This window comes from Streptomyces sp. NPDC088725 (genome assembly GCF_044751305.1).
Classification (GTDB): domain Bacteria; phylum Actinomycetota; class Actinomycetes; order Streptomycetales; family Streptomycetaceae; genus Streptomyces.
Genome location: NZ_JBIVLO010000007.1, coordinates 348,551 through 372,524 on the forward strand (window position 1 = coordinate 348,551; position 23,974 = coordinate 372,524).

Annotated in this window: 22 protein-coding genes and 1 tRNA gene; 13 read left to right on the top strand and 10 right to left on the bottom strand. The window is 67.1% G+C overall.

Going from position 1 to position 23,974, the window contains the following annotated elements:
• Position 1 precedes the first annotated feature (1 nt).
• Complete coding sequence (locus tag ACIP6N_RS20260) at positions 2–3,145, top strand: DUF3427 domain-containing protein (protein ID WP_401817261.1); 3,144 nt, start codon at positions 2–4, stop codon at positions 3,143–3,145.
• 39 nt (positions 3,146–3,184) lie between these two features.
• On the opposite strand, the gene ACIP6N_RS20265 is transcribed toward ACIP6N_RS20260, so the two are convergent.
• Complete coding sequence (locus ACIP6N_RS20265; RefSeq protein ID WP_401817263.1) at positions 3,185–4,120, bottom strand: YDG/SRA domain-containing protein; 936 nt, start codon at positions 4,118–4,120, stop codon at positions 3,185–3,187.
• A 234-nt stretch (positions 4,121–4,354) separates the two neighbouring features.
• Between ACIP6N_RS20265 and ACIP6N_RS20270 the strand changes: the two genes are divergently transcribed.
• The 4 genes from ACIP6N_RS20270 (at position 4,355) to ACIP6N_RS20285 (ending at position 6,421) form a co-directional block, all read left to right on the top strand.
• The gene (locus tag ACIP6N_RS20270; protein WP_401817265.1) at positions 4,355–4,525 is read left to right on the top strand and encodes a hypothetical protein; all 171 of its coding nucleotides are present in this window, start codon (positions 4,355–4,357) and stop codon (positions 4,523–4,525) included.
• 87 nt (positions 4,526–4,612) lie between these two features.
• Entirely contained in the window at positions 4,613–5,215 is a 603-nt protein-coding gene (locus ACIP6N_RS20275) for an SUKH-4 family immunity protein (RefSeq protein WP_401817267.1), read from the top strand.
• 224 nt (positions 5,216–5,439) lie between these two features.
• Entirely contained in the window at positions 5,440–5,961 is a 522-nt protein-coding gene (locus ACIP6N_RS20280; protein ID WP_401817268.1) for a DUF6083 domain-containing protein, read from the top strand.
• Positions 5,962–6,115: 154 nt separating this feature from the next.
• Positions 6,116–6,421, top strand: a complete 306-nt coding sequence (locus ACIP6N_RS20285) for a hypothetical protein (RefSeq protein ID WP_401817270.1) — start codon at positions 6,116–6,118, stop codon at positions 6,419–6,421.
• A 144-nt stretch (positions 6,422–6,565) separates the two neighbouring features.
• On the opposite strand, the gene ACIP6N_RS20290 is transcribed toward ACIP6N_RS20285, so the two are convergent.
• On the bottom strand, positions 6,566–7,837 hold the full coding sequence (locus ACIP6N_RS20290; RefSeq protein WP_401817406.1) for a DUF445 domain-containing protein: 1,272 nt from the start codon (positions 7,835–7,837) through the stop codon (positions 6,566–6,568).
• 520 nt (positions 7,838–8,357) lie between these two features.
• Between ACIP6N_RS20290 and ACIP6N_RS20295 the strand changes: the two genes are divergently transcribed.
• Positions 8,358–9,716 carry an SGNH/GDSL hydrolase family protein gene (locus tag ACIP6N_RS20295; RefSeq protein WP_401817272.1) on the top strand — a complete coding sequence of 453 codons (1,359 nt, stop codon included), beginning with the start codon at positions 8,358–8,360 and terminating at the stop codon, positions 9,714–9,716.
• A gap of 219 nt (positions 9,717–9,935) precedes the next feature.
• Here the strand turns inward: ACIP6N_RS20295 and ACIP6N_RS20300 are convergent, their stop codons facing one another.
• Genes ACIP6N_RS20300 through ACIP6N_RS20310 form a run of 3 tightly spaced genes read right to left on the bottom strand, consistent with a single transcriptional unit; the run spans position 9,936 to position 12,722 of the window.
• The gene (locus tag ACIP6N_RS20300; protein ID WP_401817273.1) at positions 9,936–10,997 is read right to left on the bottom strand and encodes an ATP-binding cassette domain-containing protein; all 1,062 of its coding nucleotides are present in this window, start codon (positions 10,995–10,997) and stop codon (positions 9,936–9,938) included.
• A 17-nt stretch (positions 10,998–11,014) separates the two neighbouring features.
• A complete protein-coding gene (locus tag ACIP6N_RS20305) occupies positions 11,015–11,929 on the bottom strand; it encodes an ABC transporter permease (protein WP_401817274.1) in 915 nt (304 codons plus the stop codon).
• Positions 11,922–12,722 (bottom strand): ABC transporter permease, encoded by an 801-nt coding sequence (locus ACIP6N_RS20310; RefSeq protein WP_401817275.1) that lies wholly within the window; start codon positions 12,720–12,722, stop codon positions 11,922–11,924. The genes ACIP6N_RS20305 and ACIP6N_RS20310 overlap by 8 nt, the downstream gene beginning before the upstream one ends.
• Before the next feature lie 216 nt (positions 12,723–12,938).
• Here ACIP6N_RS20310 and ACIP6N_RS20315 point away from each other — a divergent pair, with 216 nt between their 5' ends.
• Positions 12,939–15,374, top strand: a complete 2,436-nt coding sequence (locus tag ACIP6N_RS20315) for a transglycosylase domain-containing protein (RefSeq protein ID WP_401817277.1) — start codon at positions 12,939–12,941, stop codon at positions 15,372–15,374.
• 164 nt (positions 15,375–15,538) lie between these two features.
• Here ACIP6N_RS20315 and ACIP6N_RS20320 read toward each other — a convergent pair whose 3' ends face one another.
• Both ACIP6N_RS20320 and ACIP6N_RS20325 read right to left on the bottom strand, forming a co-directional pair.
• Entirely contained in the window at positions 15,539–15,877 is a 339-nt protein-coding gene (locus ACIP6N_RS20320) for a GroES family chaperonin (protein WP_401817278.1), read from the bottom strand.
• Positions 15,878–15,951: 74 nt separating this feature from the next.
• Positions 15,952–16,272, bottom strand: a complete 321-nt coding sequence (locus ACIP6N_RS20325) for a DUF3618 domain-containing protein (protein WP_401817279.1) — start codon at positions 16,270–16,272, stop codon at positions 15,952–15,954.
• 145 nt (positions 16,273–16,417) lie between these two features.
• Between ACIP6N_RS20325 and bcp the strand changes: the two genes are divergently transcribed.
• The 5 genes from bcp (at position 16,418) to ACIP6N_RS20350 (ending at position 20,188) form a co-directional block, all read left to right on the top strand.
• Entirely contained in the window at positions 16,418–16,885 is a 468-nt protein-coding gene (gene bcp, locus ACIP6N_RS20330) for a thioredoxin-dependent thiol peroxidase (RefSeq protein WP_401817281.1), read from the top strand.
• Between the two features lie 124 nt (positions 16,886–17,009).
• A complete protein-coding gene (gene proP / locus ACIP6N_RS20335; protein WP_401817283.1) occupies positions 17,010–18,506 on the top strand; it encodes a glycine betaine/L-proline transporter ProP in 1,497 nt (498 codons plus the stop codon).
• Between the two features lie 239 nt (positions 18,507–18,745).
• Positions 18,746–19,363: an HNH endonuclease signature motif containing protein gene (locus ACIP6N_RS20340; RefSeq protein WP_401817285.1), complete on the top strand. Its 618-nt coding sequence runs from the start codon at positions 18,746–18,748 to the stop codon at positions 19,361–19,363.
• Positions 19,364–19,375: 12 nt separating this feature from the next.
• Positions 19,376–20,071 carry an HNH endonuclease signature motif containing protein gene (locus tag ACIP6N_RS20345; protein ID WP_401817287.1) on the top strand — a complete coding sequence of 232 codons (696 nt, stop codon included), beginning with the start codon at positions 19,376–19,378 and terminating at the stop codon, positions 20,069–20,071.
• Positions 20,072–20,104: 33 nt separating this feature from the next.
• Positions 20,105–20,188 (top strand) — tRNA-Leu (locus ACIP6N_RS20350).
• A gap of 90 nt (positions 20,189–20,278) precedes the next feature.
• Here the strand turns inward: ACIP6N_RS20350 and rdgB are convergent.
• From rdgB to ACIP6N_RS20365, 3 genes are all read right to left on the bottom strand, one after another.
• Positions 20,279–20,881 (bottom strand): RdgB/HAM1 family non-canonical purine NTP pyrophosphatase, encoded by a 603-nt coding sequence (gene rdgB / locus ACIP6N_RS20355; protein ID WP_401817288.1) that lies wholly within the window; start codon positions 20,879–20,881, stop codon positions 20,279–20,281.
• Positions 20,882–21,175: 294 nt separating this feature from the next.
• Positions 21,176–21,907 (bottom strand): ribonuclease PH, encoded by a 732-nt coding sequence (gene rph, locus ACIP6N_RS20360; RefSeq protein ID WP_401817290.1) that lies wholly within the window; start codon positions 21,905–21,907, stop codon positions 21,176–21,178.
• Between the two features lie 129 nt (positions 21,908–22,036).
• Positions 22,037–22,270: a PTS glucose/sucrose transporter subunit IIB gene (locus tag ACIP6N_RS20365; protein WP_326015591.1), complete on the bottom strand. Its 234-nt coding sequence runs from the start codon at positions 22,268–22,270 to the stop codon at positions 22,037–22,039.
• 248 nt (positions 22,271–22,518) lie between these two features.
• Between ACIP6N_RS20365 and ACIP6N_RS20370 the strand changes: the two genes are divergently transcribed.
• A complete protein-coding gene (locus tag ACIP6N_RS20370) occupies positions 22,519–23,847 on the top strand; it encodes a PTS transporter subunit EIIC (protein ID WP_401817291.1) in 1,329 nt (442 codons plus the stop codon).
• Positions 23,848–23,974: the final 127 nt, after the last annotated feature.

A 23,974-nucleotide genomic window follows, 5' to 3' on the forward strand; every position in this document is an offset into this window, starting at 1 on the left:
TATGACGGACGCGTGGGATGACGGCTCTCCGACCGTAGGACTCTACGAACAGTTGATCACCTTGCGGCTCGCCGAGCGCCTCAAAGCGCTGGAGGGCACGGAAGTTCGACCCCTCACCATTGAGGTCGGTGCAGAATCCGCTCCCCACATCTTGGCTCGTCATGTAGCGGCGACAGTGCGACAAGTTCTGCAACGCTTGCCCGCTGCTGAACGCGTCCACGCCGCAAACCACATCTTGGAGTCGGTCAGTACACTGCCCGGCGCTCGTGAGTGGGTCGACTTGGTCGCCGCCGGTCCTCGACAGCTCATGGCTCTTGCACAGCAAGAGGCACCGGGTGTCTACGCCATCCGCCCGGCCACTCCGCTGTCCGACACCGCTCTCCTTACCAACTCCCCCGAAGATCCCAATCTCGGCTTTGAACTTCGCGCCGAGCTGGCAACGGCGGACCGGGTTGACTTGTTGTGCGCTTTCGTCAAGTGGCATGGTCTCCGCGTCCTTGAGGGTGCACTCAGAGCAGCCCGAGAACGGAAAGTACCCATCCGCGTCATCACGACGACCTACATGGGCGCCACGGAGCGACGAGCGTTGGATCGTCTGGTCCATGAGTTCAACGCGGAAGTGAAAATCAACTACGAGATCCGCTCAACGCGTCTCCATGCAAAGGCCTGGCTCTTCCGCCGAGATTCTGAATACGACACCGCTTACGTAGGAAGCTCGAACCTCTCCAAAGCAGCGCTCCTAGACGGGCTTGAATGGAACGTCCGGCTGTCGTCCATCGCCACCCCTGACGTCTTGAAGAAGTTCGAGGCCACCTTCGACTCTTACTGGAGTGAGGCAGCCTTCGAAACGTACGACCCGGCAACACACGGGGATCGCCTCACGGAAGCTCTTCGAGAAGCAAGCAATGGTGACACCACCGTCAGCCAACGCAGGATTACCCTGTCCGGATTAGAAGTACGCCCCTATCCCCACCAGCAAGACATGTTGGAGCGGCTTGAGGTGGAGCGGGATGTCTACGACAAACACCGCAATCTCCTGGTAGCGGCCACCGGAACGGGCAAGACAGTCATGGCCGCGCTCGACTACAAAAGGCTACGCAACAAGCTGGGCCGAGATCTGCGGCTCCTCTTTGTCGCTCACCGCGAGGAGATCCTGACACAGTCACTGCTCGTGTATCAAAGCGTTCTCGACGACGCGAACTTCGGAGAGAAGCTGGTTGGAGGTGAAATCCCCTCGGATTGGAAGCATGTCTTCGCCAGCGTCCAGTCACTGACCGACCGCGCCTTGGACCAGCTCGCCAGGGACCACTTTGATGTTGTAGTCATCGATGAGTTCCACCACGGCACAGCTCCAACCTATCGAAGGGTTGTTGATCACTTCACACCCGTTGAGCTTCTAGGATTGACTGCCACACCGGAGCGCACGGACGGCAAAAACATCCAAGATGAGTTCTTTGATGGCCGAATTGCCGCAGAGATGCGGCTTTGGGAAGCACTCGAGAACGATCTCCTCTCGCCTTTCCATTACTTCGGGATCACCGACACTACGAATCTGACGACAGTGCAGTGGAAGCGGACGTCCCACTCATACGATGCCGTTGAACTCAGTAATCTTTTCACAGGCAATCATGCTCGCGCTCGGCTCATCGTCAAAGCGGTCGAAGAAAAGGTCACAGACCCCGGCAGCATGCGAGCCCTAGGATTCTGTGTATCCATCGCACACGCCCATTTCATGGCCGACTTCTTCCGCAAGGCCGGACTCAATGCCGTTGCCCTATCGGGCGAAACGCCACGCACGCAGCGAAGGGTGGCCCTTGATGCTCTGAAGGCCGGTGAAGTTCAAGTGATCTTCTCCGTTGACCTTTTGAACGAAGGGCTCGACATCCCTAACGTCGATACCCTGCTTCTCCTACGTCCGACCTCAAGCGCTACGGTTTTTTTGCAACAGCTGGGACGCGGTCTACGTCGCTGCGAAGGAAAAGCCGTCCTCACCGTGCTGGACTTCATCGGCCAGCACCGCAAGGAATTCCGCTTCGAGGAGCAGTTCCGCTCCCTTACCAACCTCACTCGAACCCGACTAGTCTCGGCCATGGAGCAGGACTTCCCCCAACTCCCTTCCGGGTGTCAGATCATCCTTGAGCCAAAAGCCAAGGACTTGATCATCGAAAACATCCGCAACCAGATCAGTGTGAACGTCAGCCAACTCGCGGCTGAGGTGCGCCAGTTCGCGGAACCACGCCTGTCCCCCTATCTGGCAGAGAGTGGGCGCGACATCAAGGAGATCTATCGCGGAAGCACTCACTCATGGACGGGTCTGCTGCGACGTGCCAATCTCCTCAAAGATCCAAGTCCAGAAGGAGAAGCAGCCCTACTCAAGCGCGCTTCGGCCTTCCTTCACGTAGACGACACACCTCGAGCAGCCGCGTACACGCGCCTCCTCGAGGACGACGCCCCGCCATACGCGGACCTAACTGAGTCAGATCAAGCCTACGCACGCATGCTGTTCTTCACGCTCTGGCCGCTAGGCGGATTCGAAAGCTACCAAGCCGGCTTCACCTCACTGCGAGACCAGCGGGCGGTCCGCGACGAGTTGCGACAAGTAATCGCCCACGTTCAAGGCCGCCTTGAGCACGTCACACCGGCGTTTACAGGCGCGCAGAGCCGGCTACCGCTGAGAATCCACGCCTCATACAGCCGAGAGGAAATCCTCTCGGCGCTCGACGAGTCGACGATCAACGGCTTTATGCCAGGCCACTTCCGCGAGGGCGTCCGCTGGTGCGCTCAAGCCAAGACCGACGCCCTGCTGGTCACGCTGGAAAAAGACGAGCGAGATTTCTCGCCACAGACCCGCTACAAGGACTACGCAATAAGCGAAACTTGTTTCCACTGGGAGTCTCAAAACCAAACATCAGAATCTTCCCCCACGGGAATCCGCTACCAGACCCACCGGGTCAACGGCACACACATCCTACTCTTCGTCCGCCGTTACAAAAAGACAGACATCGGCAGCCCTCAGCCTTGGATGCTGCTAGGCCCAGCGGACTACGAGTCCCACGAGGGCAATAAACCCATGGGCATCACCTGGCAACTCGACACCCCGCTCCCCGCCGACGTCTGGACCTACTCCGCTATCGCCGCAAGCTAGTGCCCTTCCCATCAGGCTTGCCTAGCGGCAGAAGTAACGCTAGATCAGGACGCGCCAGAGGCGGCGGTGAGCTCGTGCAAACCTCGCTTCTATGCGGTGCTGCACCACCGTCCGCAACGGGACCGCGCTATCGGCGGGGTCCTTTGCGTATCGGTCAACCACATATAGGTCATCGGTGAGGTAAAGGGCTCCCCGGTCCAATCTCACATGACAGTTGGGGCACAGACACAAGACGTTCCCCTCGACGTCGGGGCCACCATCTTTCCCACCAAGAGCCTGTATGTGTGCCCCCTCTGCGTAGCCCTCGCGATCAGGGCCCACCGCCAATGCCAACGCACAGATTTGGCAGGTGTAATCATGCCAGCGCTTTACTCTCTGGACAACCGCGGTGTTGCGAACTACGCGTACAACCGTCGCCGATTTCCTGGGGGGACGGCGATCAATGAGGTCCTGCACCTGCTCCTCAAGCGACGTACGCTCCTGCGCATCGTCCGGAAGGCGGTGCAGTTTAAATCGACAGATCTGGAATCCCAACTTGCCCTTTTCCATCCAGGCTTCCCGGATCCCATAAAGCCCGTCGTATCGATACCCAGCGGCGGGCGCGTAAGGCTTCTCCCCATTAGACCCACGAATGACCCGAACGCAGTGACCTCTTTCCTGACTCCGCACGAGTGCAGCATTGGCCGTCTTGTCCCACGTCTGGTCTTCTACCTGCCGGTTATTCTCGTCCTGGCCACCAGCACCCGTGTAGAGAATTTCATTCCACTGGTCAACATCGTCTTCATAGCCCTTACTCAGGACGATCGCGTCGGCCACGACCTGCCCGTCACTGTCACGCCCCCACGAAATCCCATCCTGGATCGCCTTGTGTAGTCCGGCGTTCGCGACCTCTCGCCGGGACCCAAAGAGAGCTCCCGGGGCAATCTCGCCCACGTGCCCGATAACGGCCTGATAAACCTTCTTTGCCGCAGCCATGCGAACATGTTAACGAACTGTTGATCGATTTCAACTGCGTTACGTGCGTGGGGTGTTATGCCTCAAAGATCTTGGTTGGGTTTCTTTGAGGCAAAGATGCACCTTTGGTATTGGTCGAGGGCGTCGGGAAGTTATTCGTTTCCGGCGGGCGTGTGGCGCGGGCGCTGGACGGGGTCTCGTTCAGGATGAGGGAGGGGAGTTCGTGCCGGACTCCCCCCAGGAAACCTCGCTGTTATGGCCAAGGCCACCGGCCAGGAAATCGACGTCCTGCGCAAGACACCTCCCTATCAGTGGGATCCGGGGCTCAAAGCCGACAGCACCCAGTTGTCGAGACAGCAAGCCGCCCACCGAGCGGCAGGGCTGCTGAGCGGAGAGGCCGTGGTGATCGGAGATCTCGTGACCTGAACGCGCCTGCCGGGCCTGCTCCGTGACCCGCGTCGCGTATATGCGATCGTCTACCTCCGCCAACAGATCACGGGGGTTCGCACCGCGATGACCACGCACAACGACGTTCCACGGATACCGGACAGCGACTGGCTGGAAGCACGGTTCGGCAAGGGCTCGCTCTGGCGGCCGGCCGACGCCGAACTCCCGGAGAAATTGACCGACCATGGCTCCCGGACCTTCCTCACCACCGTGGGATACCCCAGCGTCCAGATCGATGTCATCAACTTCGATTCCTCCGATCTGCGCGACGACACCGACTGCGGCGCGATGCAGCCCTTCGACGCCGATGAGCTGTACGGGCGCCGGCACCACGACGACGAGTCGCCGCCCGTGAACTTCTGCTTCGCGGTCGGGACCTTTTACGACCAGCAGTTGATGCTCGACGCGGCAGGCGGCCGGGTCGACCATTACGATCCCAACGGCTGGGACCACGCGGACGGTTATCAGGGCGCGGCCGCCTCGTCACTCGCCACGCTCGCCCTGCTCCTCGGGCTCGTCGCCGAGCGGCGCGAGGCGCTCGAAGCCGCTACCGGTGACGCCCGTACCGCCGTCGCCACCGAGTTGCGCGACCGCATGATCGAGACCGAACCGCTCGTGGCCGACTCCGACTTCTGGTTGGAGGTCTTCGAGTACCTGCTGGATCAATGACAGCCGGGTCGCACAAACAGACCGTCACGGCGGCCGTCACGGCGGCTGTCGTGACGACAGCGGCCGGAACGAGGAGATCGCGCTCGCACCTCCCACCTCGATGGTTGACCATTCGTGACCAGATTGCCACGCACGGTAGTGGCGGTTTAGCGTGCGAGGAGACGTAAACGGCGTCTGCCCGGTACCGCTGATGCCGGCGAAGGCCTGACCCACGGGTGGGAGTTATGACCTCGGGCTACCGGTGCGATGCCTGCGAAGGGCCGAACGCGGGATGGATCGCGAGCCGTAGCAGGACGCTCTGCCCGACGTGCGAACGAGCGGGCCCGGGACATCGCGACCGCGAGCCGGTGCTCGTGGGGGATGTCCTGGCCGCCGCGAACGCGGTCACGGCGCATGCCGGCCGTACCGCCACCGCCGTTCCTGAGGCTCCTGGGGTTCCTGGGGTTCCCGAGCAACGGAGTTCGGGCACAACGTCCTGCAAGTCGTGCGGCAGGGTAGTCATATGGCATCGCACCGTGAACGGACGCTGGATCATGATCGAGCCCGGCGACTGGCTCGTCGGCTCCATTCCGGCCGGCAAGAGGTGGCGCATCGCCGGTGACGGAACCGCGGTGAGTCTCGGCCGGGCCTCGCCCTCGGACACCTGTCGCATCTGCCATTTCGACGTCTGCCCCTCGGGGCCGGCACCGGCGAACTCGCCCTCTCTCCTTCTTCTGTGGCGCGGCCTCGCCCAGCGCGGAGCCTGAGCCGCCGCGCGCCGTCGGGACGGGGCCTGAGTGATGGCGGGAGGCGGCGCCGTCGTGACGCGCGGTCCTCGGTAGGCTCGGGATTCTCCGGGCCGCCCAGAACAGACATCCGGGGCAGGCACACGTCGAACGGCACACAGCAGAGGTGACAGCGATGGCTCAGATTCCAGCAGCGGCCGTGGCGGCGGGCGGGATCGTCGGCGGTTACGCGATCGCCCGGTGGACCAAGAAGCGTCCCCTCGGCGGAGTCGCGCTCGCGGCCGCCGGCGCCGTCGCCGCACGGCAGTGGCAGCAGACCGGCGGTACGAAGGCCACGGTCGGGCTGAGCGCCGCGTACGTCGCCGCCTTCGCCGGGTCGCATCCCCTCGCGAAGAAGCTCGGCGCCTGGCCCGCCGTCTTCACCGTCGCGGGCGGGGTCGCCGTCGCCTCCTGGGCTGTCACACGACGGTCGGCGGTCTGACCCGGCCGGCTGACCAGGGCGTCTGACCAGGGCGTCTGACCAGGGCGTCTGACCGTCCGCTGACGAGGACGGCGTCTGCCCGGCCCGACGCCGGCACCACCCCGCCGCCAAAGCAGCACCACCACCCCGCCCCGGACCCGCCCGTCACCCGCCCAGCGCACGCGAGACCGTGTAGATCAGCAGCCCCGCCAGCGCCCCCACCACCGTGCCGTTGATCCGGATGAACTGCAGGTCACGACCGATGTTCGCCTCGATCTTCTTCGACGTGTCACCGGCGTCCCAGCCCTTGACCGTGTCCGAGATCAAGGACGTGATCTCACCGCGGTACGTGGACACCACGTACGTCGCCGCGTCCTCGACCCACCCCTCCAGCTTCCGCTGAAGCGCGCTGTCCGTCGCCAGCCGCGCGCCCAGGGACATCAGCGACGCCCGGGCCCGCAACCGCAGCTCACTGTGGTCGTCCTCCGCCGCCGAGATCATCATCGCGCGCACGGACGACCAGGCGGAGGCGATGATGTCCTGCACCTCGGGGCGCGCCAGCAGCTCCGACTTGAGGCGTTCGGTCCGCGCCCTGGTCTCCGTGTCCGACTGGAGGTCGGAGGCGAAATCCGTCAGGAAGCGGTCAATGGCCCCGCGCGCCGGATGGGACGGCATGTCGCGCATCTCCGTGATGAAACGCAGCAGCTCCCGGTAGACGCGGTCACCGATCCTGCGGTCCACGAACCGCGGCGTCCAGCCGGGCGCGCCGCCCTGCACGGCGTCCATCACCGAGTCCCCGTGCTCCACCAGCCAGTCGTGCGCGCGGGCGCAGATCAGGTCGACGGCACGGTGATGCGCGCCGTCGGTGACGATCTTGTCGAGGGTCTTGCCGAGGCCGGGCGCGATCTCCGCCGCGTTGGCGCGGCGGGTGATGGCCTCGCCGACGATCGCCTGGACATCGGCGTCCCGCAGGACCGTCAGCGCACCACGCAGCGCCGTGGACAGCTCGGCCGTGACGCGGTCGGCGTGCGCGGGTTCCGCGAGCCAGGCGCCGAGCCGGGCGCCGATGCCCAGGGCGCGGAGCCGGGCGCGTACGACGTCCGCCGACAGGAAGTTCTCCCCGACGAACGACCCCAGCGAGGTCCCCAGCTGGTCCTTCTTGTTCGGAATGATCGCGGTGTGCGGAATGCGCAGGCCCAGGGGATGCTTGAAGAGTGCCGTCACCGCGAACCAGTCGGCCAGCGCGCCCACCATGCCCGCCTCCGCCCCCGCAGCGACATAACCCGCCCAGGCCCCGGCCCCGGAATTCCTCGCCCAGGTGGCGAGGGCGTAGATCACGGCGACCAGCAGCAGAAGACCCGTGGCCGTCGCCTTCATGCGCCGCACGCCGCGCCGCTTCTGCTCGTCGGCGGCCGTGTACGAGAAGGACGGCAGCAGCGACGGCCTGCCCGGAGCACCGGCCGGATCCGAAGCCTGATCCGAAGCCGAAGCCGACACGGGAGCCGACACGGAAGCCCCGTCAGAGCCCGGCGCGGAGGCCCCCTCGGAACGCGACTCGGAGGCCCCCACAGAACCCGTTCCGGAAGCAGTTCCGGAACCCCCCTCAGAATCCGCTCCAGAACCCGTCCCGGAAGCCCCGTCAGACGCGGACGCGCCGGCCGGACCCGACTCGTCCGAAGAATCTTGCGCGTTTGCGGAACCGAATGCCCCCGCAAACGCGTCCTGTTCCTCGGAGGGGCCAGGTTCGTTCGAACCGCCGGCCTCTGCCGGCTCTTCCGGATTCCTGCGTTCCATCCGCTCCACCCGTCCGCGTACGTAGCGTGCACCCGATTCCGTCGTACGCATTGTGCCTACCTGACCGGTTGTGGCCACCAGACCGACTCCTGGGGTGCGCGTCGAGTTCCCGAACGATGCCGGATGATGTGTTCTGTACGTACGGGTAAGGAGACACGGGGCCATGACCAGACATCGCGTATTTGCCCTGCTGGGAGCACTTGTAGGCGTGGTGGTGCTGGTGTGCGCCGCCATCTTCACCACCTTCGGCTCCCTGGGCGGCTCCGGCGGCTTCTGGGGCTCGGACGGCGGACCGCGGTCCGACTCGGCGGCCGTCCGGGACAGCGACGGCTCACGCGGGCCCAGCGCCCAGGCCCGGGTGCCCGTCGGAGCGGCGGAGCCGGCCTCCGCCGACACCTGGACCGGCACCTGGGCCACCGCGCCCGTCGGTGCCGAACAGGAGGCGCCCACCGGATACCCCGGGCGTTCCATCCGCAACGTCGTTCACCTCAGCATCGGCGGCACCAGCGCCCGTGTGACGTTCTCGAATCTCTACAGCCCCAAGGCGCTGTTCATCGGCCACGCCTCGGTCGCCGTCCACGCGGGCGGCGCGGCCGCCGCACCCGGGACCATGCGGCGTCTGACCTTCGCCCACCGCGAGAACGTGACCGTGCCGCCCGGCGGACAGGTCATCAGCGACCCGGTACGGCTGCGCGTGGCGGACAACAGCGATCTGCTCGTGTCGCTCTACACGCCCGTACCCGGCGGACCCGCGACGTATCACACGCACGCTCAGCAGACCTCGTACTTCGCCGAAGGCGACCGTACGGAGGAGCTGGGGAGCACCGCGTACACCGAGCCGACCACGGCCTGGCGCTACGTCACCGCCGTCGACGTGCTCAATCAGAAGGCGAAGGGGACGGTCGTCGCGTTCGGCGACTCCATCACCGACGGCGTCGGCTCCACCAAGGACAAGGACAACCGCTGGCCCGACGTGTTCGCCCGCCGGGTCGCCGGCCTCCAGTACGGCGTCGTCAACGAGGGCATCGGCGGGAACCAGGTCCTGGTGGACGCGGTCGACACCAAGAACGGCGCGAGCGGCATCAACCGCTTCCGGCGTGACGTCCTCGACCGTGCCGGCGCGAAGACCGTCGTCATCGACCTCGGAGTCAACGACATCCTGCGGGGGCGCCAGACGGACCCGTCCAGGATCACCGCCGGGCTGAAGGCGCTCACCCGCCAGGCACACGCGCGCGGACTGCGCGTCATCGGCTCGACGCTGACGCCGTTCGGCGCGCACCGCGGCTACACCGGCGTCCAGGAGTCCGTACGCGAGCAGGTCAACGCGCAGATCAGGGCGGGCGGGATCTACGACGCCGTCGTCGACTTCGACAAGGCGCTGCGCGACCCGTACGCACCCACCCGGCTCCGGCCGGTGTACGACTCCGGGGACGGACTGCACCCGAGTGACGCCGGCTACACGGCGATGGCCCGCACCCTCAACCTCAACCTGCTGGGTGACAGGACGCCGGCCACCCTGTGAGCCGGCCCGGGCCGGTCTGACACGCCAACCGGCCCGCCCCTTCCGTAGTTCACCACCACGTGGAGCGAACTCGCGGAAGAGACGGGCCCGTTGAAGGACCGGAACCGCCCAGACGGGGGGGACGGAAGACCGCAGTTGAGGACAGCAGCTGAAGACAGCGGACGACCGGACCGCATCACGCGGCCGGCCGGACCGCATCACGCAGCCGACCGGACCGCATCACGCAGCCGGCCGGTCCGCGTACATCTTGGCGATCACCGCTTCGATGTCCGGCTCCCGCACCGAGAGATCCACCAGCGGATACGCCGCCGCCACCTGCGCGACCAGCGGCGCGGCCGACTCCGTGGCGGGGAACGCCAGCCACTGCCTCGGCCCCTCCACCCGCACCACCCGCACCGCCGACGATCCCGCGTCCGGCAGCTCGATCGGCGGGAGTTCACGCTCCAGGTCGACCACGAGCATCCGCTCGCTCTCCCCCACCTCGTGCAGACCGGCCGGCGCGCCGTCGTACAGCAGCCGCCCGTGGTCGATCACCATCACGCGCTTGCACAGCTGCTCGATATCGGTCAGATCGTGCGTCGTCAGCAGCACCGTCGTACCGCGCTCCACGTTCAAGTCCCGTAGAAACGAACGGACTCCGGCCTTCGACACCACATCGAGGCCGATGGTCGGCTCGTCCAGATACAGCACCTCGGGATCGTGCAGCAGCGCCGCAGCGATATCGCCGCGCATCCGCTGCCCCAGGGACAGCTGGCGTACGGGTACGTTCAACAGCTCACCCAGCGAGAGCAGTTCGACGCACCGCTCAAGGTTCTCCCGGTACCGCGCGTCCGGAATCCGGTACATGCGGTGCATCAGACGGTACGAGTCGATCAGCGGCAGGTCCCACCACAGTGTGGTCCGCTGGCCGAACACGACACCGATGCGCTGCGCCAGCCTCGTACGCTCCCGGGACGGGTCGATGCCCGCGACCCGCAGCCGTCCGCCGCTCGGGGTCAGGATGCCGGTGAGCATCTTGATGGTGGTGGACTTGCCGGCTCCGTTCGGACCGATGTAGCCGACCATCTCACCGCGCGGCACCTGGAAGCTGATGCCGTCGACCGCGCGCACCTGATGCTTCTCACGACGCATCCTGCCCACCTTGCGCCGCACGTCGAAGACCTTCTCGACGCCGTCCAGCACGATGAAGTCCGCGTCCGTCGCGGTGCCCCCGCCACCGGCGCGGACCGTCACGTCCGCCTCGTCGGCCGCGCCCGCAACTCCTCTGGTTTCCAAGCTCATTGGATATCTCCCATCCTCTAGCTCCCGGTGCTCCGGTACGCCCGCAGCGCCAGCCGCCACGCCCACCCCGCCAGCGCGCAGCACGCGACTCCCACCACCGGCGGCAGGAACGCCACCCAGTCCGGCAGCCCCAACGGGCTCTCGCGGCCCAGGACATACAGCGCGGGCAGCCAGTTCACGAAGGCCAGCGGCACCACGAACGTCACCCCGCGCACCAGGTCCTCGGCGAAAATGGACGGCGGGTACTGCAGCAGCGTCACTCCGCCGAACGTGAATGAGTTCTGCACCTCCGACGCATCCTGCGCCCAGAACTGGAACGCCCCGCCCGCCACGAACACCGCCGCGAAGATCACCGCCCCGCTGATCACCATCATCGGCACCATCAGCACCCGTACGACGGTCCAGTCGATGTCCACCGACACCAGGCCGTAACTCAGCACCAGCAGCCCCTGCGTGATCCGCCCGAGCCGCCGCAACGCGAACCGGTCCCCCGCCACCTGCGCGAGCACCGGCGCGGGGCGCAGCAGGAGCGCGTCGAGTGTGCCGTCGCGCACCCGGCTGCCGAGCCGGCCCATCGACCCCACCGTCAGGTCGGCGAGGCCGAAGGCCGTGCCCGCGGTCCCGTACAGGAACGCGATCTCGGGGAGCGCGTAGCCGCCCAGCGAGTCCACATGAGCGAACATCAGCAGGATCGCCACGAAGTCGAAGGCGGTCGCCATGAAGTTCCCGACGGCCGTCATCAGGAAGGACGCACGGTACGTCATCGTGGATCTGATCCACATCGCCACGATCAGCCGGTAGACCCGAAGCCCGTTGCGCAGGCTCTCCCACCGGGTCGCCCGTTCGCCCCACCGCGCCTCGGGAAGAGCCTCGGGAGAAGCCTCGGGAACCGCCCCGCCCAAGGCACCGCCGGCACCAGCCACGTCAGCCACCCTGAACCACCACCCTCCGTGTCGCGCCGGACTGCAACGCCCGCCCGGCCGCGAGCAGCGCCAGTGCCCAGCCCGCCTGGAACGCGTACGTCCCCACCAGCCCCCAGCCGGTGTGCTTGCCGAGGAAGACGTCCGCGGGGATCTGCAGCATCGAGGACCACGGCAGCGCCCGCGCGACGTCCCCCAGCAGGCCGGGGAAGAGCGTCAGCGGAAGCAGCATGCCGGAGAAGAACGTCCCTGCCAGCATGACCATTTGAGCCATTCCCGCGCCGTCCATCAGCCAGAACGCGGACAGCGCGACCAGGTATCGGATCCCGAAGCTGACCACCACCCCGAGCGCCACGGAGAACAGGAACGCCAGCCACATCAGCGGATTCGACGGCAGCGCCAGCTCGAAGGCGAACGATCCGAGCACCATCGGCGCGATCCCGCGCCCCAGCAGATGGAACGCGGCCCGGCCCAGATCCCCCGCCAGCCACCACAACTGGAGGTCTGCGGGCCGGTAAAGATCGACGGCGATGTCACCCGAACGGATTCGATCGATAAGCTCTTCCTGGAAACTGCCGCCCATCATCGCGCAGGTCATCAGCAGCGCCTGGCCGAGCCACACATACGTGAGCGCCTGTGGCAGGTCGTAGCCGCCGAGCCGCGGCCGTTCGTCCCAGAGAGCTATATAGGTGTACGCCAGGATGAAGCCGAAAACGGTGTTGGTGAAAATTCCCGCGAAGGTGGCCACGCGATACGTCGCATAGCGCCGGAACCCACCCGCGGCCACCACGGCATACAGCCGCACAGCATCCCCTTCCACCCGTCATGTACCAAAGCGCCCGACCGTAGTCCAACGGAGTCGGGCGGCGCGACCCAATATCCGACCGGAGCCGCTTCCGCGATCTGACCGTGTTTCATGGAGCTGGACAGCGTTTCACGAGGCTGCACAGCGAATCGCCTGATACGACACCGTTATGCCGGGGAGCGAACCACCGGCGGCGGCTGAGGAGTCTTCCCACATATGAGCGACGAGCCACAGCAGCAGGGCGAACCCGAGGACGCGCCGCAGCAGCAGGGCAAACCCGAGGACGAGCAGCGCAAACGCCCCAAGCGCACCGGCTGGCGCCGCCTCTTCCCCACCTGGCGGATAATGCTCGGCGGATTCGTACTCCTGGCGGTCATCGTCGTCGGCGGGTTCATCGCGGGCTACAAGCTCGTCGACATCCCGGCCGCCAACGCCGCCGCCACCGCCCAGTCCAATGTGTACCTCTACAAGGACGGCACTCCGATCGCCCGCGACGGCGAGACCAACCGGGAGAACATCCGGCTCGCCCAGGTCCCCAAGACCGTACAGCGGGCCGTGCTCGCCGCCGAGGACCGCGGCTTCTACGGCGAACCGGCCATCGACCCGCAGGGCATGGCGCGCGCCGGCTGGAACACCCTCACGGGCAAGGGCACCCAGGGCGGTTCGACCATCACCCAGCAGTACGTGAAGAATTACTACCTCGGCCAGGAACAGACCGTCCTGCGCAAGGGCAAGGAATTCTTCATCGCGATCAAACTCAATCGCGAGCAGAGCAAGTCGCAGATCCTCGAAGGCTACCTCAACACCAGCTATTTCGGCCGCAACGCCTACGGCATCCAGGCGGCGGCCCAGGCCTACTACGGCAAGAACATCGAGGACGTCAACACGGCCGAGGGCGCCTATCTGGCCTCGCTGCTCAACGCGCCCAGCGAGTACGACGTCGTCGTCCACCCCGAGAACAGGACCGCCGCCGTCGCCCGCTGGAATTACGTACTCGACGGCATGGTCAAGGAAGGCTGGCTCTCCGCCGGCACCCGGAAGACGACCGCCTTCCCCGTGCCCGACACCATCAAGCCCAACACCACCGGGCTCTCGGGGCAGCGCGGCTACCTCGTCCAGGCCGTCAAGGACTACCTCACCGGCAACAAGATCATCGACGAGAACACCCTCGCCACCGGCGGCTACCGGATCACCACCACCATCGACAGGAAAAAACAGGACGCCCTGGTCAAGGCCGTGAAGGACCAGGTCACTTCCAAGCTCGACCCCGACCGCAAGGCCGACAAGAACGTCCGCGTCGGCGGCGCGTCCATCGACCCCGCGAGCAGCGAGGTCGTCGCGATGTACGGCGGCATCGACTACACGAAGCAGTACGTCAACAACGCGACCCGCCGCGACTTCCAGGTCGGCTCCACCTTCAAACCGTTCGTCTTCGCCTCCGCCGTCGAGAACGAGTCCGAGACCCAGGACGGCGAACGCATCACCCCGAACACCGTCTACGACGGCAGTAACGGGCGCATGGTCCAGGGCCCCTCGGGACCGACCGGCTACTCCCCCTCGAACGAGGACGACATCGACTACGGCGACATCACCGTACGGACCGCCACCAACAAGTCCGTCAACGCCGTCTACGCGCAGATGGCCGAGGACGTGGGCCCCGCCACCGTCAGGGCCACCGCGGTCGCCCTCGGCATCCCGAAGAACACGCCCGACCTGAGCCCCACCCCGTCCATCGCGCTCGGCCCGTCCACCGCGAGCATCGTCGACATGACCCAGGCGTACGCGACCCTCGCCAACCACGGCAAACACGCGCCGTACAGCCTGGTCGGCAAGATCAGCAAGAACGGGCAGCAGGTCAAGCTCTCCCCGCACGAGAACTCGCAGGCCATCAGCCGCGAAGCCGCCGACACCACCACGTCCATGCTCCGCAGCGTCGTCGAGAGCGACGCGGGCACCGGCGCGGCCGCACGCTCGGCGGGACGCCCCGCAGCGGGCAAGACGGGCACCGCGGAGAGCGACAAGGCCGCCTGGTTCGCCGGCTACACCCCGAACCTCGCCACGGTCATCTCGGTCATGGGCGCCGACCCCGTCACCGCCCAGCAGAAGCCGCTCTACGGAGCGCTCGGCCTGGCCCGTATCAACGGCGGCGGACCCCCGGCCCAGATCTGGGGCCAGTACACCGCCGCCGCGCTCAAGGGCGCCGCCGTCAAGGACTTCGACCTGGAGCTGGCGGAAGGCGCCGACGTGGCGGCCTCCCCGGACCCCGACCCCTCTTCCGGCGACTCCGACGAGTCCGAAGAACCCGACGAGCCGGACGAGCCCTCCGGCCAGGCGCAGAACGGCGGCCAGAACGGCGGCCAGAGCGGCGGCAGGACGGGCGGCGGTCAGACCGGCGGACAGTCACAGGGCCAGACGGGCGGCGACAACGGCGCCGGAGGCCAGAGCCAGAGCCCCACGCAGGGCCAGACCGGCGGCCAGACCGAAGGATCCGACCAGGGCCAGAACGGCGGCGACACCGGCGGAGGAACGACCGACGGATCCACCGGCGGCGCGAACGGCACCGGAGGCGGCGGGGACAGCGGCGCCGGCGGGACCGACACGGGCGGCGAGGGCACCACCGCCGGCGGCGCGCCTCCGGCCTTCGGCCCCTGACGCACGGGCCGGCCGGCCGCCTCCGAAGACAGACGAAAGCGCCGGGATCCGGTGACCGCGGTCACCGGATCCCGGCGCTTCTCCGTGCTTTTCGGTACTACCGGTCCGCCATCACCGCGTCCGGCGCCGCTCCGTAAGGTCCGACGCCCCGCAGCCCACAGGCCCTACAGGTACAGCCCCGTGGAGTCCTCCGACCCCTCGAAACGGTCCGCGGCCACCGCGTGCAGGTCGCGCTCCCGCATCAGCACGTACGTCGCTCCGCGCACCTCGACCTCGGCGCGGTCCTCGGGGTCGTACAGCGCCCGGTCTCCCGGCTCCACCGTCCGTACGTTCTGCCCCACGGCCACCACCTCGGCCCAGGCAAGACGGCGGCCGACCGCCGCCGTCGCGGGAATGACGATGCCGCCGGACGAACGCCGCTCGCCCTCCGCGCTGTCCGTACTGACCAGCACGCGGTCATGAAGCATCCGGATGGGCAGCTTGTCGTGGGTGTTCTCGCTCACGCCCCAGAACCTACCTGCCCACGGCCACGCCCCGCGCCACAGGGGTCGTCTGTTCGAGCCGCCGGCCGCGCCCGTCAGCCCCGGCGCCGCCGCGTCGTCAGCACGAGCAGCCCGACGACACCGACCGCGACCAGCGCCACCGGCACCACCCGCCCGAGCCGCGGCGAGCCGTCGTCACCGACGAACTGCGCCCGCACGTCCGACACCGTCCTGTTCACAGCGACAAACGCGCGCCCGGCCGTCTGATCCACCGTCGAAGCCACCTTGGCCTTCGCGTCGCCGACGATCGTCCTGGGATGCACCCGCACCCCGATCTCGTCCAGCGTCACCGCGAGCTGCCCGCGCCTGCGGATGATGTCCGCCTCGATCTGCGCTGGGGTCCTGGAATCCGACACCTCGCCGCCTCCGTCGTCGTATCGGGTCAACCTTCGTCGACAGTCTGTCAGCTCCGCCGCTCCCGCACCCGGCGGCACCCCCTATTACGCTCGGCGTCATACACCCCGACACCATGTCGTACACCCCGACAACCTACGGAGAACCATGAGCGAGCGACTTGAGCCCGGCGACACCGCCCCCGCATTCACCCTGCCCGACGCGGACGGCAAGGACGTGTCGCTCTCGGACCACAAGGGCCGCAAGGTCATCGTCTACTTCTACCCGGCGGCACTCACCCCCGGCTGCACCAAGCAGGCCTGCGACTTCACCGACAACCTGGAACTGCTCGCCGGAGCCGGATACGACGTCATCGGCGTGTCCCCCGACAAGCCGGAGAAGCTGGCGAAGTTCCGCGACCAGGAGAGCCTGAAGGTCACCCTCGTCGCCGACCCCTCGAAGGCCGTCCTGGAGGCGTACGGAGCGTTCGGCGAGAAGCAGATGTACGGGAAGACCGTCACCGGCGTCATCCGCTCGACCTTCGTCGTCGACGAGGAGGGCCGCATCGAGCGCGCGTTCTACAACGTGCGTGCCACCGGCCACGTCGCCAAGATCATCAAAGACCTCGGCATCTGACCGCGCGGGAACCGGGTCTGTGACCGAAGTCCCACTTACTTATGGGGTGGGACTTCGGTTTGCGATCGCCACGGCTGCACAGAAGGTCCCTCTGGACTGTTCTCCGCCGAGGAAAGGAACCCGCATGGCCGGCCACGGAAACGAAGAGGCGGCCGACCCCGCAGCGGTCAGGCGACATCCCACCCTCTTCCGCACCATCCGACAGCGGAAGAACCCCAAACTGCGCCGGTCGGACATCACCGTCACGGACGAACCCGCCGTCAAACGCGCGACCAGGGCCGCCGCCCTCGGCAATGCCATGGAATGGTTCGACTTCGGCATCTACGCCTACCTCGCCGGAACCATCGGGCGCGTCTTCTTCCCGTCGGACAACCCCACGATCGAACTGCTCTCCTCCTTCGCGACCTTCGCCGTGGCCTTCCTCGTACGGCCCATCGGCGGCATGGTCCTCGGGCCCCTGGGCGACAAGGTCGGCCGCAAGAAGGTCCTCGCGCTGACGATGATCATGATGGCGATCGGCACCTTCGCCATCGGGCTCATCCCCTCGTACGACACGATCGGTTTCTGGGCGCCCGTCCTGCTGATCCTGCTGCGCCTGGTCCAGGGCTTCTCCACCGGCGGCGAGTACGGCGGAGCCTCCACCTTCATAGCGGAGTACGCGCCCGACAAACGCCGTGGCTACTACGGCAGCTTCCTCGAATTCGGCACGCTCGCCGGCTACGTCGGCGCGGCCGGCCTGGTCACCGCGCTGACCGCGTGGCTGGGCACCAGCGGCATGGACAGCTGGGGCTGGCGCGTCCCCTACCTGGTCGCGGGCCCGCTCGGCCTCGTCGGCCTCTACCTGCGGCTGAAGCTCGACGAGACCCCCGCCTTCCAGAAACTGGAGTCGGAGAACGTCCGCGCCTCCGACGCCGCCGACCCCGTGGAGACCTCGCCGGCCGGCGAGGTCGGCCGGATCTTCCGGGACTACTGGCCGACGCTGATCCTGTGCATCGCACTCGTCGGCGCGTACAACATCACGGACTACATGCTGCTGTCGTACATGCCGACGTACCTCTCCGACGAACTCGGCTACACCGAGACACACGGCCTGCTCATCCTGCTCGGCGTGATGGTCGCCCAGATGCTGGTCATCACCCACGTCGGCAAACTGAGCGACCACTTCGGCCGCAAACCCCTGCTGATGACCGGCATGCTCGGCTTCCTCATCCTGTCCCTGCCGGCCTTCCTCCTGGTCAGGCAGGGCGGTGTGTGGGCGGTCATCCTCGGCCTGCTGATGCTCGGTGTCTCCCTGGTCTGCCTCCTCGGCACGATGTCCGCCGCGCTGCCCGCGCTGTTCCCGACACAGGTGCGCTACGGCTCGCTCTCGATCGGCTACAACCTCTCGGCGTCGATATTCGGCGGCACGACCCCGCTGGTGATCACGGCGCTGATCAGCTTCGCGGGTACGAACCTGATGCCGGCGTACTACGCGATGGCGGCGGCGCTGGTGGGTGTGATCTCGGTGGCGTGCATGAAGGAAACGGCACGCAAGCCGCTGGACGGCTCGCCCCCGTCGGTCGAGACCGAGGAAGAAGCCGCGGAACTGGCCCACTCCCAGACCCCGGAACCCCGCTTCTGACCCTCCCCGCGAACCACGGAACGCCCCGGAACCCGTCCGCGCGGGTGGGTTCCGGGGCGTTCTGGTGTTCTGTGTTCCGCGTGCCGTGTTCCGCGTTTCGTACGTGACTGTCCGCCATCCGGTTCGTTACTCCGTACGAGGCTGCGAACGGGCGGCCGGATCGGAGGGGACGGACCATGCGCGTGGTGAGCCCGTACACGCGAGAGCGCCTGGCGGAGGCGGTGCGCTCGTCGCGGACCATGTCCGAAGCGCTGACCAGGCTGGGAGCCGATCCGGGGAACTCGCCCCAACGCAATTACGTTGTCGGGCGGTTGAGGAAACTGGGTATCAGCATCTCGCACTTCGAGCGCGAAGGGGTCCGGTGGACCAAGGAGATACTCCAGTCCGCCGTCACCGCGTCGACAAGCATGAACGAGGTACTGCGGCGTCTGGGCGTTGAACTGGTGGGCGGTCAGCACACGCACATCAGCCGGCGCGTCAGAGCCCTGGGCATCGACACCTCGCACTTCTCGCCACAGGCACGCACGGACAGCCCGTTGAGCAATCCGCGGCGCCGTTCGCCCGAAGAAATCCTGGTGGAGAACGACTCGCCACACGCCCGCCGTACGCCCAGCTCACGGCTCAAGCGAGCACTGCTCGAACTGGGGCTGCCGGATCAATGCGCGCTCTGCGGATGTGAGTCGGTGTGGCGCGGCCGTCCCCTCCCCCTGGAGGTGGACCACATCGATGGCAACTGGCGCGACACCCAGCGAGAGAACCTCCGTCTTCTGTGCCCCAACTGCCATGCCACAACCGACTCTTACCGCAGAAGCGGCAGGAGCGTCAGGTCAACCGATCTTTCGCGCGGCCCGTGTTGAGGCGGGCGACCCATGAGCAACGGCCAGCGGTACACACGCGAGCGGCTGGCGGAGGCCGCGGAACGGTGCGGTGACATCGACGCGGTGATCGCGTTCTTGGGCACCCCGCCCTACGGCGGCCTGCGACGTCATCTCTCCAGGCGGTTCGAGCACTTCGGCATCGACATCTCACACTTCCGCCGCCGCGGTGGGAGCAGGACGGGGCAACCCACCAGGGCCGAACCGCAGCGCGCGGTCACTCAGTCCTGCTCCATCGCCGCCACGCTGCGCGCCCTGCACAGACCGGACAACACCCAGCAGCGCGCCCTGCTGCGCCGGTGGACCGCCGCGTACGGAATCGACACGGCGCACTTCCTGGGCCAGGCACACCACCGCGGCAAGCCGGGTACGAGGCCACAGAAGAGCGCGGATGAGGTACTCGTCAAGAATGACGGCACGCGACGGACCAAGAGCGCGCAATTACGCCGCGCACTGAAGGAGACCGGCGTCCCCGAACGGTGCGCGGAGTGCGGTACGGGGCCCGTCTGGCAGGGCAGACCCATGACACTGGAAATCGATCACATCAACGGCGACTGGAGCGACAACCGGCCTGCGAACCTGCGGTTGCTGTGCCCCAACTGTCATGCGGTCACCAGTACCTGGTGCCGGGGCGGCGATAGCCGTAGATCGCGTCGAGTGCCCGTCCAGCAGTTACCCGGGCGACCCTGAAGCCGCGTGCCCGCTACCATAATCAGCGGGCACGCGGCCGTAGCCAAATTGGTATCGGCGGGAGCTTTAGGTGCTTCTGGGAGAAATCCTGTGTGGGTTCGAGTCCCACCGGCCGCACACCTTTGAATCGAAGGCCCGAATCGCTGACAGGCGGTTCGGGCCTTCGGCTTCCCGGTGCCAGGACATCAGGCCATCAGGGGCCAGGGCTCAGCCGGCCAGTTCGCTGATCGCCGGGACCAGGGCGCGGAACGCCTTGCCGCGGTGGCTGATCGCGTTCTTCTCCGCCGGGGACAGCTCCGCGCAGGTGCGGGTTTCGCCGTTCGGCTGGAGGATCGGGTCGTAGCCGAAGCCGTTCGTGCCGGACGGTTCGTGGCGCAGGATGCCCGGCATCCGGCCTTCGACCACCGTTTCCGTGCCGTCCGGGAGCGCGAGCGCGGCCGCGCAGGCGAAGTGGGCGCTCCTGTACTCGGGTGCGATGTCGGCGAGTTGGGCGAGGAGCAGGTCCAGGTTGGCCCGGTCGTCGCCGTGGGTGCCTGACCAGCGGGCCGAGAAGATGCCGGGGGCGCCGCCCAGGACGTCCACGCAGAGGCCGGAGTCGTCGGCGATGGCGGGGTGGCCGGTGGCCTGGGCGAGGGCGTGGGCTTTGAGCAGGGCGTTCTCGGCGAAGGTGACGCCGGTTTCCTTGACGTCGGGGACGTCGGGGTAGGCCTCCGCGCCGACGAGGTCGTGGGGCAGGCCTGCCTCGGCGAGGATGGCCTTGAGTTCGGTGATTTTCCCGGCGTTGCGGGTGGCGAGGATCAGGCGGGTCATGGCCCCAGTATCGGCCCCGGCGCCTGCGCGCTCCGGCGCGGGGCACGCGGACTCCGGCACGGGGCGGGGGGCACGCGGGCCGCAGGTCGTCGGCCGCTCGTGGCGCTCCTGCCGGACGGACGACGGACCTGCGGCGGAGGCAGGGACGGGCGCGCACGATTCGGTGCGTGCGCGCCCGTCCGTCCCTCCGGGACGCCCGTGACCTCCGGAGGGGATGCCCGAGGGGATTCGGTTCCGCCCGCACCCCCTGCCGGAGGAGCAGGTGTCGGAGGGCCAGGTGTCGGAGGGCCGGTGTCAGAGGGTCTGGCCGAGCGCCGCCCGCTGGATTTCCGCGAGGTCGACGCAGCCCGCGGTGGCGAGGTCGAGCAGGACGTTGAGTTCCTTGCGGTCGAAGGGTTCGGCCTCGGCCGTGCCCTGGACCTCGACGAAGCGGCCGTCGCCGGTGCAGACGACGTTCATGTCCGTGTCGGCGCGCACGTCTTCCTCGTAGCAGAGGTCGAGGAGGGGCGCGCCGTCGACGATGCCGACGCTGACGGCGGCGACCGTACCGGTGAGCGGCTTGCGGCCGGCCCTGATGATCTTCTTGCCCTGGGCCCAGGTGACGGCGTCGGCGAGAGCCACGTACGCGCCGGTGATGGCGGCGGTGCGGGTGCCGCCGTCGGCCTGGAGTACGTCGCAGTCGAGCACGATGGTGTTCTCGCCGAGGGCCTTGTAGTCGATGACGGCGCGCAGGGACCGGCCGATGAGGCGGCTGATCTCGTGGGTGCGGCCACCGATCTTGCCGCGTACGGACTCGCGGTCGCCTCGGGTGTTGGTGGCGCGGGGCAGCATCGAGTATTCGGCGGTGACCCAGCCTTCGCCGCTGCCCTTGCGCCAGCGGGGGACGCCTTCGGTGACGGAGGCGGTGCAGAAGACCTTGGTGTCACCGAAGGAGATGAGGACGGAGCCCTCGGCGTGCTTGCTCCATCCGCGTTCGATGGTGACCGGGCGGAGCTGTTCGGGGGTGCGGCCGTCGATTCGTGACATGCGTATGAGCTTATCGGGCGCGCGTGAGGGGCCCGTCCGGTTGCCGGATCGGGCCCCTCACGGGTGATGAAGTCGGCGGTGCGCCCCTGCGGTGTGTCCGGGCGCGCCCGCTTCGCGGCGGCGTGTGCCTTACATCATGTCTTCGATGTCGGCGGCGATCGGGTCGGCGTCGGTGCCGATGACGACCTGGATCGCGGTGCCCATTTTGACGACGCCGTGCGCTCCGGCGGCCTTGAGGGCCGCCTCGTCGACGAGGGAGGGGTCGATGACCTCGGTGCGAAGGCGGGTGATGCAGCCTTCGACCTCTTCGATGTTGTCGAGCCCGCCGAGCCCGGCGACGATCTTCTCAGCCTTGGTGGCCATGTCTTTCTCCCACTCTCAAATCGCTCTGTCTCGGCCCAGCACTGGCCCGTTTCGCCACGGTAACGCACGGTTGGCCCAGCTTCACGGGCGGTGGATCGCCACCTGTCGAATGATGACGATCACCGGTCAACGCGCCCCCGGGACCGGGCCCGGGGAGCGTATCGCAACTGGTCTACACCAGTATCCGAACGATCGCCAGGGCCGCCTTGTTCCGGGACGGCCGCCCCGCTCCGGGACGGAGGACGCCGATGAGTTCCGTGAGCGCGGCAGCGCCGAGGCACAGGGCGCCGAAGCAGTGGTGGAACGTGGTGTTCCAGGGCCTCCAGAAGATGGGGCGCAGCCTCCAGCTGCCGATCGCGGTCCTGCCGGCCGCCGGCATCCTGAACCGGCTCGGGCAGCCCGACGTCTTCGGCTCCGACGGTCTCGGCTGGGACAAGGTGGCCAAGGTGTTCGCGTCGTCGGGCGGGGCGCTGCTCGATTCCTCCCTCGGCCTTCCCCTTCTCTTCTGTGTCGGTGTCGCGATCGGTATGGCGAAGAAGTCCGACGGTTCGACGGCGCTCGCGGCGGTCACGGGTTTCCTCGTCTACTACGCGGTTCTGCACGCCTTCCCGGTCGACTGCCTGGGCGGGGCCACGTTCACCGGCGCCGGTGTCTGGTCCGGCGTGTGCGTGACGCCGGACGGTACGACCGTCACGCAGGCCGCCTATCAGAATCCCGGGGTCTTCGGGGGGATCGTGATGGGCCTGCTGACCGCGCTGCTGTGGCGGCGTTTCCACCGCACGAAGCTGGTCGACTGGCTGGGCTTCTTCAACGGCCGCCGTCTCGTCCCCATCATCATGGCGTTCGTCGGCCTTCTGCTGGCCTCGCTCGCCGTCTGGGCCTGGGAGCCGGTGGGCGACGGGCTGACCGGTTTCTCGAAGTGGCTGGCGGATCTCGGCGCGTGGGGTTCGGGCATCTTCGGTGTCGCCAACCGCGCGCTGCTGGTGTTCGGGCTGCACCAGTTCCTGAACACCTTTGTCTGGTTCCAGTTCGGCGACTTCACCAAGCCGGACGGCACGGTCGTCCACGGTGACATCAACCGTTTCCTCGCGGGCGACCCGACGGCGGGCCAGTTCACCACGGGCTTCTTCCCGATCATGATGTTCGCGCTGCCCGCGGCGGCGCTGGCGATCTACCACTGCGCGAAGCCGGGCCGCCGCAAGGCGGTGGGCGGCATGATGCTCTCGGTGGGGCTGACGTCGTTCGTCACGGGGATCACCGAGCCGATCGAGTACTCGTTCCTCTTCATCGCCCCTGTTCTGTACGGGATTCACGCGGTGCTGACCGGCGTATCGATGTTCGTGAGCTGGGAGCTGGGCGCGAAGGACGGCTTCAGTTTCTCGGCGGGGCTGATCGACTACGTCCTCAACTGGAGCCTGGCGACGAAGCCGTGGCTGCTGATTCCGATCGGTCTCGTCTTCGCGGCGGTCTACTACGCGCTCTTCCGATTCGTGATCACCCGGTTCGATCTCTCCACACCCGGACGCGAACCGGAGGACGTCGAGGCCGACATCGAGGAGCGGAACACCCAGGCGTAGCCTCGGCGTCAACTTTCAGCCGGAGCGTAAGCGGAGTCACACCGGCGGGCCTTTCGGATCCCCGATCTGGGGCTTTAGTCACGATTTTGGCGCAATCGGAAAAAATAGGTTTACGATATTCCTTATC

What these genes read in the sequence shown, in the direction of transcription:
- ACIP6N_RS20285 (WP_401817270.1), top strand. Translation starts at nt 6,116, where the DNA reads ATGGCTCAGATTCCAGCAGCGGCCGTGGCGGCGGGCGGGATCGTCGGC.
- proP (WP_401817283.1), top strand. Translation starts at nt 17,010, where the DNA reads ATGGCCGGCCACGGAAACGAAGAGGCGGCCGACCCCGCAGCGGTCAGG.
- ACIP6N_RS20295 (WP_401817272.1), top strand. Translation starts at nt 8,358, where the DNA reads ATGACCAGACATCGCGTATTTGCCCTGCTGGGAGCACTTGTAGGCGTG.
- ACIP6N_RS20365 (WP_326015591.1), bottom strand. Translation starts at nt 22,270, where the DNA reads ATGGCCACCAAGGCTGAGAAGATCGTCGCCGGGCTCGGCGGGCTCGAC.
- rdgB (WP_401817288.1), bottom strand. Translation starts at nt 20,881, where the DNA reads ATGACCCGCCTGATCCTCGCCACCCGCAACGCCGGGAAAATCACCGAA.
- ACIP6N_RS20340 (WP_401817285.1), top strand. Translation starts at nt 18,746, where the DNA reads ATGTCCGAAGCGCTGACCAGGCTGGGAGCCGATCCGGGGAACTCGCCC.
- ACIP6N_RS20370 (WP_401817291.1), top strand. Translation starts at nt 22,519, where the DNA reads ATGAGTTCCGTGAGCGCGGCAGCGCCGAGGCACAGGGCGCCGAAGCAG.
- rph (WP_401817290.1), bottom strand. Translation starts at nt 21,907, where the DNA reads ATGTCACGAATCGACGGCCGCACCCCCGAACAGCTCCGCCCGGTCACC.
- ACIP6N_RS20260 (WP_401817261.1), top strand. Translation starts at nt 2, where the DNA reads ATGACGGACGCGTGGGATGACGGCTCTCCGACCGTAGGACTCTACGAA.
- bcp (WP_401817281.1), top strand. Translation starts at nt 16,418, where the DNA reads ATGAGCGAGCGACTTGAGCCCGGCGACACCGCCCCCGCATTCACCCTG.
- ACIP6N_RS20275 (WP_401817267.1), top strand. Translation starts at nt 4,613, where the DNA reads ATGACCACGCACAACGACGTTCCACGGATACCGGACAGCGACTGGCTG.
- ACIP6N_RS20345 (WP_401817287.1), top strand. Translation starts at nt 19,376, where the DNA reads ATGAGCAACGGCCAGCGGTACACACGCGAGCGGCTGGCGGAGGCCGCG.
- ACIP6N_RS20270 (WP_401817265.1), top strand. Translation starts at nt 4,355, where the DNA reads ATGGCCAAGGCCACCGGCCAGGAAATCGACGTCCTGCGCAAGACACCT.
- ACIP6N_RS20300 (WP_401817273.1), bottom strand. Translation starts at nt 10,997, where the DNA reads ATGAGCTTGGAAACCAGAGGAGTTGCGGGCGCGGCCGACGAGGCGGAC.
- ACIP6N_RS20265 (WP_401817263.1), bottom strand. Translation starts at nt 4,120, where the DNA reads ATGGCTGCGGCAAAGAAGGTTTATCAGGCCGTTATCGGGCACGTGGGC.
- ACIP6N_RS20315 (WP_401817277.1), top strand. Translation starts at nt 12,939, where the DNA reads ATGAGCGACGAGCCACAGCAGCAGGGCGAACCCGAGGACGCGCCGCAG.
- ACIP6N_RS20280 (WP_401817268.1), top strand. Translation starts at nt 5,440, where the DNA reads ATGACCTCGGGCTACCGGTGCGATGCCTGCGAAGGGCCGAACGCGGGA.